Genomic DNA, 15934 nt, shown 5'->3' on the forward strand with positions numbered 1-15934 from the left:
CGGCAAAGATACGGACCAATGCCGCATCACCGCGCTACTCATCTGGCTGGGTTTTTCTTAATCGCGGGTAACGGGTCCACAAAACGGGCTTTCTGGCGCAGTGCCGCCTTAAGCTGTTTCAGATAGTCGGCTTTAGGAATCTCAATGGCGCCATACCGGCGCACATTGTCGTTGATAAATTGGGTATCGAGTAGGGTAAAGTGTTGTTGGCGAAGAATCAGAATCAGGTGATGGAAGGCCACTTTGGAGGCATTACTTACCCGATTGAACATGGATTCGCCGAAAAAAGCACTGCCCAACGCCACGCCATAGAGGCCGCCTACTAACCTGTCGTCTATATACGTTTCTACACTGTGCGCGAGCCCCATCTGGTGCAATTCCGTGTAGGCGTCAATGATTTCCTCCGAAATCCAAACGCTGTCATCGTCGGAGCGGGGTATCGCACAAAAGCGCATCACGTCATTAAACGCGGTGTTGATGCGAACCTCGAATTGATTGCGATTAAGAACCGGACGAAGCGATTTAGCTGGTTTATACGTGGCCAGCGGGATAATGGCACGGGGGTCTGGCGCGTACCAGTAAAGCGTACCGTCGGCGTCGGCCATAGGAAAAATACCGTTAATATAGCCGTAAACGAGATCGTCGGCGGTTAGCTTATCCATTAAATCAAGTGGATGTATATTGAGCAAAGATAGAACATTCAGAGACTATTTTGATAGCCATGGAGGACGGCCAATAAGGGGCTAAAGCACCTGGAGCCCGTCAGGACGACTACCATAAAATGTATATACGTACATGATGTAGTGCGAATTGATCATTTGGCTAATATATTGCTTCCCGATTAGCATACATTTACCCACCACCTATGTTCACTTTCCTGTTTAACCGGCACGTCCTGCTGACGGTTGTCTTTGCCTTTGTTGGGCTATCCATTGGGGTTGCCCAAAAGGCGAAAGAAAAAGACCCTGCCCCAGCCATTAAATTTGGCCAGATTAATCCCGACCAATTTCTCAACACCACCACAGACTCTACCGCTGAAGCCGTGATGCTTTACGACTACGGAGAGGTCACCTTTGATAATAACAGTGGTAATCTCTGGCTGGTATCTCATTACCACATCAGATTGCAGATACGAAAAAAATCAGCCTATGACCGGGCCACCATCGAACTGATGGCGCGTCGTGGAAAAGCGGGACAGCACGAAATGATTACCGATTTCGAGGGCTACACCTATAATCTTGTCGATGGGAACGTGTCGATTGACCAACTGAGTAAAACGGGGCATTTTACTGAACGGGCTTCCGATCAGTTCTGGATCGAAAAATACACCCTGCCCAATGTGCGGGAGGGATCTATTATTGACTATCGGTATACCTTGCGCACACCATTCAGTATTAGTTATAATCCTAAAACATGGCGATTTCAGCAGAGCATACCCGTCAACTGGAGTGAATACCGCATCACTATACCTGACTATTTCTATTACAAAATATTGCAGAATGGGTATATCCCTCTTATGGTCAATACTCGTAAAACGACCACAGTAGACCTGTTGCCTGGCCAGGGGTCCGTATCGGCATCCGCTTATCGATTTGCTATGGGCAATGTTCCGGCGTTTCGTAATGAGGCCTATATCACCACTGACGACGATTACCTGGCCAAGATTGAGTTTGAACTGGCCAGCTATCAGTTGCCGGGAGCTGGTAGCGTCATAACGACTAATATTTCGGTGGGCTGGGAGGCCATGGATAAAACCCTACTTGGCGACGCTGACTTTGGTGGGCAATTTAAACGGGCAGCTTTCCTGCGCGACAAAGCCAAAGTATTGGTTAGTCAGTATCCCGACACGCTGGGCCGCATCACGGCCGCCTATGACTTTATCCGTCAGACCATTAAGTGGAACCAGGAAGCTGCGCTCTGGTCACGCAATATCAAAAAAGTATTTGACGAGAAGAAAGGCGATGCGGCCGATATCAACCTGATGCTGATCGCTTTGCTGCGGGAGATGGATATTGACGCCAATCCGGTTATTCTGAGTACCCGCTCTCACGGACGGATCAACGAAATATATGCCTTATTAAAAAAATTCAATTACGTAGTTGCGCATGTTTCCGTTGGTGGGAAAGACTTATTACTTGATGCCACTGACGTGTATCTGGCCCCCGGCATGTTGCCCATCCATTGTTTGAACGGAACCGGCCGGCTTGTGCATCCAACGAAGTCCCGGTTTATATCGCTGATGCCTGTGGAACGAGACATCGATGTTCATACCGGTTCGTATACGCTCGACAGCGATGGCGACGTGTCTGGCACACTTGTTCTTTCGCATGGGGGCTACAGTGCCTGGCAAAGCCGCAAACAGTTCAGTGTTGAGGGAAAGACGAAATACCTTGAAAGTGTTCAGAAGAAACGGACGGCCTGGCAGATTGAAAAAGCCGATTTTTCGGGGGCTGATGAAAAGAGCAAATCATTTAATGAAACGTACACGATTACAATACCCGAAGCCTGTTCCAGAGCCGGAGACCGACTTTATTTCCGCCCGATGCTGACCGAAGCCCATGGCAATAGCCCGTTTAAGGAAATGGAACGGCTCTATCCAGTTGATTTTGGGGTACTGATCGATGATACATTCTCGGCTACCTATACCTTGCCAAAAGGATTTCAGATAGAGGAAATGCCTAAATCGATCTCGATGGTTTTACCCGAAAACGGCGGCCGTTTTATGTATCAGGTGGTCGTTAATGCAGATAATCAGCTTCAGGTAATAAGCCGTATTCTACTGCGTAAAACGCAGTTTTTAGCCGACGAATATGGGCCCTTGCGGGAGTTGTTCAGCCGGATTGTGGCAAAACACGCCGAGCAGGTTGTTTTGAAACGGATCGATGTAGCAGAGAAAAAATAAGCGCGTAATGAAAAAACATCTTTTATTGCTGCTGTTCATAAGTCAAATTGCGCAGGCTCAGGTTGAATATCAGTCTGGGTCGCTGCCCTCGGCTTTGAAAGAAAATGCCCATGCTGTTGTGCGCAGGCATGAAACGACGTTTACCGTCAAGTCGATAGGGGAGGCTACCCAACGGATTCACACTGTGGTGACGGTGCTGGATGAGCGGGGCGACGATCAGGCCAAAAAAGTAGTCGGATATGATAAACTCTCGAAAGTGACTAATCTGGAAGGCGCTTTGTATGATGCTGACGGCAAATTGATCAAGAAGCTCAAGAAAGCAGACATTGACGATAACAGTACCTATACGGATTACAACCTCTTTGATGATCAGCGAATAAAAGTGGCATCGTTTCCAAAACAGCCATCTTACCCCTACACGGTCGACTTTCTGGTGGAAACGACGGAGCGAAACCTGATGTTTTATCCGACCTGGCTACCCCAGGACGAGGAGCACCTGGCTGTTGAACAGGCTATATTTACGATCGTCATGCCACCGGGTTTAGCACTTCGCTACAAAGAAGTGAATCTGCCAACGCCGGTTGCGTTGACCCCGTTGGCCGACGGAGGGAAATCGTATGTCTGGAAAGTAACGGATCGACCGGCTGTGGAGTTTGAACCGTTGTCGCCCCCGGCGCGGGAGCAGCTACCGATTGTGTACACGGCGCCGATCGATTTTGATGTTCAGGACTACAAAGGTCATTTAACGACTTGGAAGGATGTAGGCCAGTTCTATCACACACTGAATACAGGTCGTGATCGCATTCCCGAAGAACTGCGACAACGCGTGCTGGAATTGACAAAAAACGAAACGAGTACCTTCAGGAAAGTACAGACCGTGTATAAGTTCGTTCAGGATCAGACGCGGTACATCAGCATTCAGCTTGGCATTGGGGGCTGGCAAACCATTGAGGCCGAAAAGGTAGCGGTCAGTAAATATGGCGACTGTAAAGCGCTCACCAATTATACGCAGGCTTTGTTGAAGGCAATTGGGGTTACGGCTTATCCGGCACTGGTGCGGGCGGGCGATAATGAACCTGACCTGCTGGCCGATTTTCCGAGCTTTCAGTTTAACCACGTCATTCTATGCGTGGCCGATAAGCGCGATACCCTCTTTCTGGAATGTACAGACGGACATAACCCGGCGGGCTATGTTGGTGATTTCACCGGAAACCGACATGTACTCCTTATTCAGCCCGACGGTGGTCGATTGATTAAAACACCGGCTTATCGTCCGGAAAATAACCTTCAGCAGCGACGAATTGCGATTACCCTGACCGAACAGGGCGATGCAACTGCGGATGTACGAACACGTTACACAGGTCTTCAGCAAGATGACTATGCCAGCGTACTGCATCGGTTGAGCCATAATGATCAGCGTACCTGGCTCCTTAAACGTATCCACATTCCGGCGTTCGAGCTAAACACGTTCGCGTATCAGGAACAGAGCGGGACCGTACCGGTTGTTATTGAAACGCTGGGGCTAACGGTGCGCCGTTTGGCAACAACCAGCGGAACGAGGCTCTTCCTGCCCCTGAATCTGATGTCTGCCCTATCACAGGCAACGCCCCAATTACAACCCCGCCGGGCAGCAATTGAGTTAGGAGCGAACTACAATTATGAAGACAGCGATACCATTACGTACCAGATTCCGAAAGGGTATGCACCCGAATATACCATACCACCGGTTGAGATTGAGTCAAAATTTGGACGATATACGGCACAACTGACAGTAAATGGTGACCGGATGACCTATATTCGTCAAATAACGATGCATGGAGGTCGTTTTTTGCCTGCTGCTTATACCGACTGGGTCGACTTCCGGAAGAAGGTTGCCAAAGCCGACCGGGCACAAATGGTGTTCGTTAAACTTAATTAAACCAAACCCTTTGCCCATTGTCGAAGGTTTATAGGAAAACGATTTAACTGGTAAACATGAAAAAGAGCCTTGCGTTCATAGTAGTAGCACTCCCGCTATTGTTCAGCCAATGCGGTGTTAATAAACAGATTTCACAAGCTAAAACCCTAGGTGACTGCCGCTATACAATTGCGTCGGCGGATAGTATCTATCTGGCTGGCATCGATGTTCGGCAGTTAAAGAAGCTGGAAGATATCAATCCCGCGCGTTACCCACGACTGGCCACGGGCCTGCTCACCCGCAATGTGCCGCTGGATGCCCGCCTGAACATTGACATTACTAACCCAACCAACAAAGTGGCGGGTATCAATCAACTGGAATACCGGATTCTGCTTGCTGGCCAGGAGCTGTTCAATGGGTTTCTGAATCAGCGGATTGAAGTTCAGCCCGGTGGTGGACGAACACGCGTGCCGGTTCGCCTGAATACAAATGCGTATCAGTTATTGACTGACAGCAAAACGCGCGATGCGTTCACGCAACTGGTGCAGAATTTGTCGGGGGCCAGCGGTACGCAACCGTCTAAACTGACGATCCGGATCAAACCAACGCTGGATTTGCTGGGTAAGCAGGTTAACTACCCGGGTTACATTACGATTGATCAGGATGTAACGAACAAAATTTTGATGGGAAACTAAGGAGCGCAGACTTTTGTGGCGCCTTATTCAGTAGCATTTGGGTGGCCCCGGCTTTTCAAGCTGGGGCTATTTTATTGGCTGACTTTTTTGAAAACGTAGTTTATAAAATTGACTAATTAACGATCCAATGCGCTATTTTTTCCTCTCCTGTCTATTCGTTGGTTCTATGCTGACGAGTTGGGCTCAATCAAACCAAATTCAGCTTACGCACGATGAAGCCCAGAAGAAGGTAACGGTCACCGTAGACGGGAAGCCCTTTACCGCTTATATTTATCCGGGCCCAACCGTTTTGAAGAAACCTGTTTTATATCCAATACTGTCCGCTGGTGGCAATTTCATAACGCGCGGCTGGCCGCTGGACCCTCGTCCCGGTGAACGCATTGACCATCCGCACCATGTGGGCATGTGGTTCAATTATGGCGACGTAAACGGGCATGATTTCTGGAACAACTCCATCGAAATAGGACCTGAGCACAAAGGCCCTTTTGGCACCATTGTCCATACAGGGGTAAAATCCATGAAAAATGGTAAAGATAAAGCAGAACTGGTCGTTACAGCCGACTGGCTCGACAAAGATGGAAAAGTGATGCTCCAGGAAACGACGACTTATCAGTTCGGGGCAGGTGCTGACAAGCGGGTTATTGACCGGATTACAACCTTAAAGGCCGCCGACAAAGAAGTGATTTTCAAGGATAATAAAGAAGGGCTGATTGCCCTGCGCCTTGCCCGCCAGCTCGAACAGCCGTCAACCAAACCAGAGGTTTTTACCGACGCACAAGGAGTAGCCACTAAAGTACCTGTTCTGGACAACGCCGGAGTAACGGGCATGTATCGCACCAGCGAAGGCGTGGAGGGCGACGCTGTCTGGGGGACTCGTGCGCCATGGACCAAACTCACTGGCACAGTTGGCAACGAAACCGTCTCACTGGTATTGATAGATAATCCCAATAATATTGGCTACCCAACCTACTGGCACGCCAGAGGTTACGGCCTGTTTGCCGCCAATCCGCTGGGCCCATCTGTTTTTAGTAATGGAAAGGCTCCTGCTATGAATTATACACTACCGGCCAGGCAATCGGTTACGTTTCGCTATCGACTACTGATTCAATCCGGCAACTTATCGGATGTCGCGTTAAAGCAGTTGATGAAGTAATTGAAGCAGTTGACAACGTAATTGGTCCCCAAATAATGCGTTACTTATATTTGGCATATTATTTGATTGAGGGTGACCAAGTACACCAAATCGTACTGCTCGTATGACCCGACTCAAATTTTGTAACTTTATCTTGTTAAAATATACATTCCTTGTTGCCGGTACTTTTTTATCAGGCCTGCTCCATGCTCAGCCTCATACGGCAATTAACAGCAAATCAACCGTTTATTCCCCGTCGAGGAAAGGGGCCGATGGACTTCAGACCATAGAGAACGGACAAATCAGAGTCGGGGTCAACCCCAACTATGGTGGCGCTATTACGTACCTGGCCTTTCTCGATAATCATGGCGGACTGGTGAGCACGACTAACATGGTCAATAATCCTGACCTTGGCCGTCAAGTGCAGATTGCGCTTTATAGTGGTCCTGCTAATTACTCGGAGAAATCAACCACAGGCTGGTCCAATCTTGGCTGGAACCCGATTCAGGCTGGCGATTCTCATGGAAATCCATCCCAGGTAGTCACGCTCGAAAAGCAGCCGGATCAGTTATACGTCAAAACGATTCCTAAACAGTTCGGCTTAAATAATGAACCAGGTGAAGCCACAATCGAGCACTGGATCCGTCTGGAGGGAAATGTGGTGAAAGTTCATGCTAAAGTCGTTATGAACCGTTCCGACAAAACACAGTATGAGGCTCGCCAGCAGGAGTTTCCCTGTGCTTATCTGAATGGAGATTACCACAATATGTGGTTTTACAAGGATAATTCGCCTTACACAAACGGGTCGCTGCATCTGGAACGTATACAGCCGCCAAGTACGACTATTTTTGGTGATGTGTTTCCAACAGAACCCTGGATGGCTTCTGTAAATGACAACGGGTATGGCGTCGGTTTGTATGTAAAGGATAATTACGAATGGAAGAGAGGTTACTTTGGAAGTGACCTCGGCGGGGATGAATACAGCCAGGTTGCTTCCTACATTGCGGCTACGAATCGGGTAATTCTGGATTACAATACGGTTTATGAATGGGACTATGAGTTAATTGTCGGCCATCTGAACGAGATTCGGTCGTATGTATATAATAAACCCCGGTTAGCCGCTGGGCCTAATTATAGGTTCGATAACTCCCGCAAGGAATGGTACTATCGCCATGCGCAGGATACCGGGTTGCCGATCAATGGTAAGCTCCATGTCAATTTGAATGATGCCGAAAATAACATTGGCATATCGTCACCCTATGGTTTCTGGAGTGGGCGGGCAAACCCCAAACTGTATCTGCGGGCAGCATTCAAGACGCAGAATGACAAAATTCGGTTTAGATGGCGTCGGAGCGAAGATCAAACCATATTCGGTACCGGAGACAGGTTTATGGATTTCCCAATTATCAATGATGGAGCGTTTCATACGTATGAAATAAACCTTAGCAGTAATGATAACTGGCTTGAACATAGCATTGGGCAGATTGAATTTGCCACGATTCCTGAAGGGCCAAAGATTGATGGCTGGGCAGAGTTTGAATGGCTGGCAACTTCCCAGAATGGCCCTACTGACCAGCCCACCATTGACCCACCGATCATCGATAAACCGGTAGTCATCCAAGCGCCTTGTGAGCCTGGCTGTGCACCCATTACCATGAAACGCCTGACGTATGTCCGTGCAAAATAGAAGACTACAGGCTATCTGACCAAAAACAAAGCCGGTGGAAATTTCCACCGGCTTTGTTTTTGGTCACCTTCGTCTTGACGATATCAATTCAAATGTACCAGTGCTGACCGATACACACGCCCTTCAAGCGATTCCAGCCATGAGCGGAGTATGGTATTCTCCGTGGTTGCCCGACCAAGTTCGCTATCAATTTGCCGTAACAGGAAAAATAACTGGTGCACATGCATCCACTGCTCCGCTAATTGATTCTCTTGTTGTGTCGTTTTTTTCTGTTGACGGGCTTCTTTGGTGAGTTGCCGCAGACTCATTTTAAGATGATAACGTAGCATAATCAAGCGGCTGGCCATCGGCAAATCGCTGGGATTTCGTTCCATATGCGAAATACTCTTAGCCAGCATGTTATTCCGTTGCTGAAGCTGATCAGATACAATCATCCAGGCATGTTCAGCTTGAAGTGAACCATAAGTGATAGTTGTCATAGAAATTAAGTACGTATACGGTTTATTAACAAATATACTAAGGATGCAGTTGATTTTGCTAGTTAAACTACCGCTTTGGCAAATAAATATTATGCTTTTTATCGTCTGGCCAATTATTCGATAGACGTCTACAAAAAGGAGGCTTTTCGCCGGAACAAGACCCCGCCTAGTCCGGCAGTTTATAAATGGATTGGTGCATGTCGTTTATCGTTTGGGGTTTGAAGTTTGCCGGTAAACCTCGAACTTATGCCCCCGAACGTCATTTCATGCTATGGACCCTATCTACCGTGCACTCATCGTTTGCACGAATCATACAGATTATCCGACAAAGCCGCATAAAACGGGGCTGTGGTTAAGTGAAGCGACACATTTCTATGATGAGTTGGCGGGCCGTAACCTGCCCTACGATATTGCCAGCCCAAACGGTGGACAAGTACCGATTGATGAGAAGAGCATTGATCGCCGTGATGCTATAAACGAAAAATGGTATCATGACCCCACATTTCGAGCTAAACTAGAGAGCTCGATCCGTATCGATGATGTAAATCCGGCGCTATATCAGATTATTTACTTTACGGGTGGCCATGGCACCATGTGGGATTTTCCCAATAACCCGGCTTTGCAAACGATTACACGTCAGATTTATGAAAAGGGAGGTATGGTGGCCGCTGTGTGTCACGGTGTGAGCGCCCTGCTGAATGTAACGTTGTCGGATGGTTCACTTCTGATTGATAATAAGCAGCTGACGGGATTTTCCAATATGGAAGAGAAGCTTGTCCGGTTAGATGAAGAAGTGCCCTTTCTACTGGAAGATTTACTTCGGCAAAAAAAAGCGATCTACAGTAAAAGCTTAATTCCCTTTCTGCCTTATATAGAAGTCGATGAACGGCTGGTAACCGGGCAAAACCCGCTTTCGGCCCGGAAGGTCGGCCGAAAAGTGCTGGAGGAGATGTATGAGAAATAGCGCACAACGGCCGTCTGGTCATTAGCCGTTGTGCGCTATTTAATTAAACCACGGCATGCGGAAATACGTCCCGAAGTGGCTTCAATTCCTGATCTTTTTCAGAAACAATCGGATTTGTAACTCCCCAGTTTATATTCAGGTCCGGGTCGTTCCAGATAATGCCTGACTCGGCGGCTTTATTATAAATATTCGTGCATTTATAACTAAAAATACTGTCTTCCAGGGCAACGAAACCATGGGCAAAGCCTTCTGGTATATAGGCCATATTACCAATTTTGGCATCCAGTAAGAAGGTTTCATATTGCCCGAAGGTAGGGGAGTCGGGCCGTAAATCCACCGCCACATCCAAAACTTGCCCCGTAATTACCCGAACTAATTTACCTTGTGCAAATGGCTCGTTTTGCATGTGCAGCCCCCTCAGAACGCCTTTAACGGAAAAGGATTGATTGTCCTGCACGAAGTCCATCGGTAAGCCCATCGACACGAAAAGTGGCTTGTTGTATGACTCGAAAAAATGGCCGCGTTCGTCTTCAAATACGCGTGGAGTTAACTCAATCAAACCCTCAATGGCTGTTTGCCGAACGTGCATAATCCAGATGTGTTACGTAATGGTAGTTCTCTTATGGGCAAATTTATGAAACTGGTACCATAAGTTGTACTTTTGGGCAGAATCATTTTAGCCTCTGGCCGGGCGTTTGAGCATGACCTATTCGGAATTAAGCGAACAGATTTTTCAAAAACAGTCTTATTTGTGTGTTGGATTAGACACGGACCCCCGTAAACTTCCTTCGCATCTACGAACAGAAGCTGATCCTGTTTTTACCTTCAATAAAGCCATCATTGACGCAACCGCCGATGTAACGGTTGCCTACAAACCAAATATTGCTTTCTACGAAGCGCAGGGACCGGCTGGCTGGGAAAGCCTGCAAAAGACACTGGACTACATCCCCAAAACCTGCTTTACTATTGCCGATGCTAAACGGGGTGATATTGGCAACACATCCGATTTGTATGCCCGTACTTTTTTCGATTCGACAGCCGCTGGCCTATCTTTCGATTCTGTTACGGTGGCCCCCTATATGGGCCATGATTCTGTGCTTCCTTTTTTAGCCTACCCAGAAAAATGGGTTATTCTATTGGCATTAACATCGAACTCAGGTAGTGCCGATTTTCAGCGTCAGCAAATACAAAGTGGGCCACTGAGTGGTCAAACGTTATTTGAAGCAGTTATCCGTACGGCCCAGACCTGGGCTACCCCCGAACAACTGATGTTTGTTGTAGGAGCTACGCAAACGGATGAACTGGAACACATTCGCAAACTGGCGCCCGATAACTTTCTGTTGGTACCCGGTGTTGGCGCACAGGGAGGCAGTCTGGCTGATGTGTCACGGCTGGGTTTAACAAAATCAGGTGGGTTGCTGGTGAATGCGTCAAGAAGTATTCTGTATGCCTCCAATGGAGCCGACTTTGCCCAACAGGCCAGTAATGAAGCGAAGCAATTGCAACAGGAAATGGCGGCTCATCTGGCTGCATTAGTGTAGTTACTACTAATAAATAGCTATAGCGGATTTCATTTAAGCACCATTTTCATAAATTGTGTTTATATTGATTGCTCAATCGGGGTGCGTTAGTGCCTGCTAGCTATTTTCCTGTGCCTGAAGCTTTTCTGTATTTTATCTGGCAATATCAATATTTCTCCAGAAACAGCCTGACAACCACCGACGGTGAGGTTGTGCAGGTGCTGCATACGGGCTTTCGAAATCATAATGCCGGACCGGATTTTATAAATGCCCGTCTGCTCATTGCCGATGTTGAGTGGGTCGGTACCGTTGAAATGCATATCCGGACATCCGACTGGCTGGCGCATCGCCACCAGCATGACCGGGCATACGATAACGTTATTCTGCATGTTGTCTGGCAGGATGATCGAATGGCAAACAACCATCGTGTAGATAGAACTGATGGGATGCCATTGCCTACGCTAGAGCTCAGGCCGCTGACCGATCCTGCACTACTAACGCGCTATCAGACGCTTAGCGAATCGCCAGATGTTATTCCCTGCGCCGGGCAGTTCAAGGCCGTATCGCCATTGCGGCTTACATCCATGCTGGACAAAGCCATGATGCAACGGCTGGAACGCAAGGCCGCTGGCGTTCAGGAAATCGTTAAAGAAACAAACGGTGATTGGGAAGAAACGGCTTATAGAGTGCTGGCCGCCAATATGGGCTTCAAAATTAATACGGATCCTATGGCGCAACTGAGCCAGGCGTTGCCCTTGAAAGCGATACTCAAGCACCGGGATGCTGTGTTGCAAGCCGAAGCGATGCTGTTTGGTACGGCTGGCTTATTGCCTGTCGATGAACCGGATGAGTATGTCGTGGCCTTACAGCGGGAATACCGATTTCTATCGGCTAAATATAGCCTTACCGATAAGCAGCTAATGCCGCATGCCTGGAAATGGGGGCGACTCCGGCCCGCTAATTTTCCAACACTCCGCTTAGCCCAGTTTGCCCGCTTACTGACCAAGCAGGGTAGCTTATTTTCACTTTTTGTGGGAACAACGGAGGTAGATCGGTTAGTGAAATCCCTGCAAATTACACCCTCCGATTATTGGCAGACGCACTACCGGTTCGGTAAGCAAACGGAAAAAGGGGCGTCTGCACTGGGTCAGCAGGCCGCTGAAAACATTGTGATCAACACGGTTGTTCCGTTGTTGGCGGCTTATGCACATCACCGGGGGCAACCCGCCTACATTGACCGGGCCATAACATTGCTCGAACAATTACCTCCCGAAAAAAACCACCTGACCGAAAATTGGGAAACCCTTGGACTGGGAATTCGTACAGCGTTCGATTCGCAGGCGGCTATTGAACTTTATAACGAGTTCTGCTCCCAAAAAAAATGCCTGAGTTGCCAGGTCGGTGCAGCGTTGGTGAAGGAATGATAAATGATGAGTGATAAATGCCTTAAAAAGAGTCATCATTTATCACTCATCATTTATCAGTCAAAATTTAGCTGGTTACCACGTCTTGTTTGGCGGCATCCCAGGTTACGCGCTTGCCGGTATGCAGGGCCGTTGTGGCCATGATGTTGGCAACCGAGTGATTGAAACCGACCCGTGCCGGTGCGTTGGGCTCCTTGCGACTACGAACACAACCCATCCAGTTCAGCATGTGAAGCGAGGTCATCGGATCGCCACCCGTATTGGCCGACGTTTCCATTTTAGCCGCTTCACCAAGCGACATGGTTGGCAGAAGATTCGCCTGCATATTCATGTCCTTGGCGTATTTAGCTTCCAGACCACCTTCGGGCGAGATTTTGTTCGTATCCAGGTTAATCATGCCGCCGTTTGAGTAATAATATTCCTTCACACCACCCGCTTCATTGTTCATCCGGGAGGAATACAGCACCTGAAAGCCTTTGGTTTTATCGTTGTCCGGGCCATAATCAAAGACAGCGGTGAATGTGTCGGCATTTACGCGCCCATCTTTCCAGCTATATACGCCACCATTGGCCACTACCGAACGGGGATGATCCAAGCCACTGAACCAGTGAACGGTGTCAATCTGGTGTGACATCCACTGACCGGGAATACCGGACGAGTAAGGATAGAACAAGCGGAACTCCAGGTATTTACGAGGGTCCCACGCTGTTTTCGGACGGTTCATCTGGTAACGATCCCAGTCGGTATCTTCCTTCCGGATTTCAGATACTAACTTGGGCCGACGCCAGCGACCGGGCTGGTTGACATTCCAGGTCATTTCAACCATGGTGATGTCGCCGAATTTTCCTGATTTAATGAAATCATTGGCCGAGTGGTAATTAGGAGCCGACCGGCGTTGCGAGCCAACCTGCACAATCCGCTTTGAACTTTCAACGGCTTTAACCGCCTTCCGGGCATCGTCCAGGGATTCGGCGAAGGGCTTTTCGCAATAGGCATCACGGCCCGATTCAACCGCAGCTACACAATGTAGCGCGTGCTGAAAATCGGCGGTACTGATGATCACGGCATCGACATCCTTCCGGTCGAGGAGTTCGTCGTTGTTGCGGGCTTTGAAAAACGAATCATCGTTCCAGCCTTTACCTTTCAAATATTGTTCGGCCTCATCGCGACGGCGGCTCCAGATGTCCGATACGCCGACGAAGGCAAAATTCTGTGCCTTGGCGTGCTCCATAAAAGCGGGTGCCAGCGACTGACGGAAACGGTCAGAGAAACCAATGATACCAACCCGAACGCGGTCGTTCGAGCCGAGAATACGGGCGTAGCTGCCCGCTGAGAAGCTCATGCCGAGCCCGGCAAGGGCAGATTTTTTTATAAACTCACGACGATTTTCCATATGATATACAAAGCCGGTAACAGAAAACACCAGACAATTGATAAAGGCATTTAAGCCGAAAGTCTAATGGCTGTTAGTCAGCTTCCTGGTTAAAGAGTTTTTATTTTTATATTTCGGAATGATACCTGATTGCCGTGGTCCTGCAGAAGGATATGTCCCTTCGGGGCTTCACCAAAACGGCCATTGGCGTTGTATTCGGGAGCTTTGTATTTGCTCATCGCTACTAATTGCCGGAATTTTTCGCTGCCGCGTTCGTAATCTACTACTTTCTTGCCGTTGAGCCAATGCTCTACATGCTGGCCTTTCGAGACGACACGCCCCGTGTTCCATTCACCGATGGGGTTGGCTTTTTTACTGCTTGCCGGAATCAGGTCATATAGGGACCCAACGGTTCGGTTGCCGTCCCGGCCCAGTTTGGCATCCGGGTGCTTATCGTCGTCCAACACCTGAAACTCAAGGCCAAAGGCCGAGCCCTTTGGTTTTGGACTTTGCTCCGCCACAAAATACTTAACCCCACTGTTGGCGCCTTCAGTCAGTTTAAAGTCGAACATCAGGTCGAAATCGCTGTATTCACCATCGGTAACGATATCGCCAAAACTTTGTGATTCCGATCCGTCCGATTTCTGAATGGTCAGCAGCCCATCGGCAACGTTCCAGCCTTTGGCAGGAAAGGCATCTTTATAGGCACCCCGCCAGCCATTAGTTGTTTTACCGTCGAATAATAATTTCCAGCCGTCTTTCTTTTCCTGTGCACTTAGCGTGTTAGGGGCCTGTGGCTTTTCGGCAGCAATCAGGCTAAGGGCCAAAAGACCAAAAATGAACGATTTTTTCATAGACGTTTGCTTTGTGGCAAGCTAGCTTTCACAAAGGATAATGTAGGGTTTTAGTTAAGTAATCTTTATTGATCTGAGCGCATTGAGCGGCAGTCTTGTCTTTTTCCGGTATACCATCCAGTTCGATGATCCCCCATCCCTTGAACTTAATCTCGTCCAGGGCTTTAAACACCGCCGGAACATCGACATTTCCCCGGCCTAACTCGACAAATTTATACGCTTTTGGGTTATCAGGCTTGTCGGGGAGAGGAGACATCGTATCTTTTAAATGAAGGGCATAAATGATGTCTTTATACTGTTTTACCGCTTTCTCCGGTAATCCGCCCCCTTGTTTATAATGGGCAATGTCGAGTTCTAATTTTACGAATTCAGGATTCATGGCCTGCACAATCACCTCCACTTCTTCGGGCGTTTCACCGAGTTGGCTCATGTGGTTGTGATACGTTGCCTGCACGCCCAAATCGGCGGTTTGTTTGCCGATTTCGTTCATAACCGTTGCCAGCCGTTTCAATTCCTCGGTCGTTGGGAGCCGATCTTTAGGCCGGGCTGAGTTGGTTAATTGAATGGCCGAACCACCCAACGCCTTCACGAAACTGGCGTGGGCCACGTGCATGTCAATGGTACTCTGTTCTTTGGCCGGGTCGATCTCAACGTTGCCACTCGAAAACATAGCCAGGGCCAGGTGATGCTGATCGAGCAGCGCTTTTAATTCCGACGGCCTGGCTTTGTAAGGGCCAAAAGCATTGGCACGAAGCTGAATTCCGCGATAGCCAAGTGCCGATATGTCGGTGATTGCCTGAGCATCGTTACCTCCCCAGGTGATGGCCGAGTAGGCAATTTTCATACCGGAAGGTTTGGCGTTACCGGCCAATAGCCGATTCATACCCGTTAGTAAAGTTAAGCCCGAAACACCAGCTGTTGTCAAAAACTGCCGTCGATTTACCGTTTCCAGCATAGTCATAAGGGTAAATAATCAGATGCAACGGCTAGTCAGCTAACTGATTGTTA

General features: G+C 48.5%; 14 protein-coding genes. 8 read left to right on the forward strand and 6 right to left on the reverse strand.

Translation table 11 applies throughout. The annotated features are described in order from the left end of the window. Window positions 1-38 precede the first annotated feature (38 nt). The gene (gene aat / locus ACYVAM_RS16045; RefSeq protein WP_461068712.1) at window positions 39-662 is read right to left on the reverse strand and encodes a leucyl/phenylalanyl-tRNA--protein transferase; all 624 of its coding nucleotides are present in this window, start codon (window positions 660-662) and stop codon (window positions 39-41) included. 203 nt (window positions 663-865) lie between these two features. Between aat and ACYVAM_RS16050 the strand changes: the two genes are divergently transcribed. From ACYVAM_RS16050 to ACYVAM_RS16070, 5 genes are all read left to right on the forward strand, one after another. After that, on the forward strand, window positions 866-2902 hold the full coding sequence (locus ACYVAM_RS16050) for a transglutaminase domain-containing protein (protein ID WP_461068714.1): 2037 nt from the start codon (window positions 866-868) through the stop codon (window positions 2900-2902). A 7-nt stretch (window positions 2903-2909) separates the two neighbouring features. Further along, window positions 2910-4820, forward strand: a complete 1911-nt coding sequence (locus ACYVAM_RS16055) for a DUF3857 domain-containing transglutaminase family protein (RefSeq protein WP_461068716.1) — start codon at window positions 2910-2912, stop codon at window positions 4818-4820. Between the two features lie 56 nt (window positions 4821-4876). Further along, on the forward strand, window positions 4877-5494 hold the full coding sequence (locus ACYVAM_RS16060) for a hypothetical protein (RefSeq protein WP_461068718.1): 618 nt from the start codon (window positions 4877-4879) through the stop codon (window positions 5492-5494). Between the two features lie 127 nt (window positions 5495-5621). Then, window positions 5622-6647 (forward strand): DUF6807 domain-containing protein, encoded by a 1026-nt coding sequence (locus ACYVAM_RS16065; RefSeq protein ID WP_461068720.1) that lies wholly within the window; start codon window positions 5622-5624, stop codon window positions 6645-6647. Window positions 6648-6750: 103 nt separating this feature from the next. Further along, the gene (locus ACYVAM_RS16070; RefSeq protein ID WP_461068722.1) at window positions 6751-8313 is read left to right on the forward strand and encodes a hypothetical protein; all 1563 of its coding nucleotides are present in this window, start codon (window positions 6751-6753) and stop codon (window positions 8311-8313) included. Between the two features lie 83 nt (window positions 8314-8396). Here ACYVAM_RS16070 and ACYVAM_RS16075 read toward each other — a convergent pair whose 3' ends face one another. After that, window positions 8397-8792, reverse strand: coding sequence for a hypothetical protein (locus ACYVAM_RS16075; protein WP_461068724.1), 396 nt, complete (start codon window positions 8790-8792; stop codon window positions 8397-8399). Between the two features lie 271 nt (window positions 8793-9063). Here ACYVAM_RS16075 and ACYVAM_RS16080 point away from each other — a divergent pair, with 271 nt between their 5' ends. After that, window positions 9064-9756, forward strand: coding sequence for a type 1 glutamine amidotransferase domain-containing protein (locus ACYVAM_RS16080; protein WP_461068726.1), 693 nt, complete (start codon window positions 9064-9066; stop codon window positions 9754-9756). A gap of 43 nt (window positions 9757-9799) precedes the next feature. Here ACYVAM_RS16080 and rfbC read toward each other — a convergent pair whose 3' ends face one another. After that, complete coding sequence (gene rfbC / locus ACYVAM_RS16085; RefSeq protein ID WP_461068728.1) at window positions 9800-10345, reverse strand: dTDP-4-dehydrorhamnose 3,5-epimerase; 546 nt, start codon at window positions 10343-10345, stop codon at window positions 9800-9802. 112 nt (window positions 10346-10457) lie between these two features. On the opposite strand from rfbC, the gene pyrF reads away from it, so the two are divergent. Together pyrF and ACYVAM_RS16095 are read left to right on the forward strand one after the other, a co-directional pair. Next, window positions 10458-11297: an orotidine-5'-phosphate decarboxylase gene (gene pyrF / locus ACYVAM_RS16090; RefSeq protein ID WP_461068730.1), complete on the forward strand. Its 840-nt coding sequence runs from the start codon at window positions 10458-10460 to the stop codon at window positions 11295-11297. 110 nt (window positions 11298-11407) lie between these two features. After that, complete coding sequence (locus ACYVAM_RS16095; protein ID WP_461068732.1) at window positions 11408-12700, forward strand: DUF2851 family protein; 1293 nt, start codon at window positions 11408-11410, stop codon at window positions 12698-12700. A 67-nt stretch (window positions 12701-12767) separates the two neighbouring features. Here the strand turns inward: ACYVAM_RS16095 and ACYVAM_RS16100 are convergent, their stop codons facing one another. The 3 genes from ACYVAM_RS16100 to ACYVAM_RS16110 all read right to left on the reverse strand — a co-directional run bounded on the left by ACYVAM_RS16100 (window position 12768) and on the right by ACYVAM_RS16110 (window position 15881). Continuing rightward, window positions 12768-14093 carry a Gfo/Idh/MocA family protein gene (locus ACYVAM_RS16100; protein ID WP_461068734.1) on the reverse strand — a complete coding sequence of 442 codons (1326 nt, stop codon included), beginning with the start codon at window positions 14091-14093 and terminating at the stop codon, window positions 12768-12770. 89 nt (window positions 14094-14182) lie between these two features. Then, window positions 14183-14926, reverse strand: coding sequence for a 3-keto-disaccharide hydrolase (locus tag ACYVAM_RS16105; RefSeq protein WP_461068736.1), 744 nt, complete (start codon window positions 14924-14926; stop codon window positions 14183-14185). A gap of 28 nt (window positions 14927-14954) precedes the next feature. Beyond that, a complete protein-coding gene (locus tag ACYVAM_RS16110; protein WP_461068738.1) occupies window positions 14955-15881 on the reverse strand; it encodes a sugar phosphate isomerase/epimerase family protein in 927 nt (308 codons plus the stop codon). Window positions 15882-15934: the final 53 nt, after the last annotated feature.

This window comes from Spirosoma horti, from assembly GCF_054776595.1.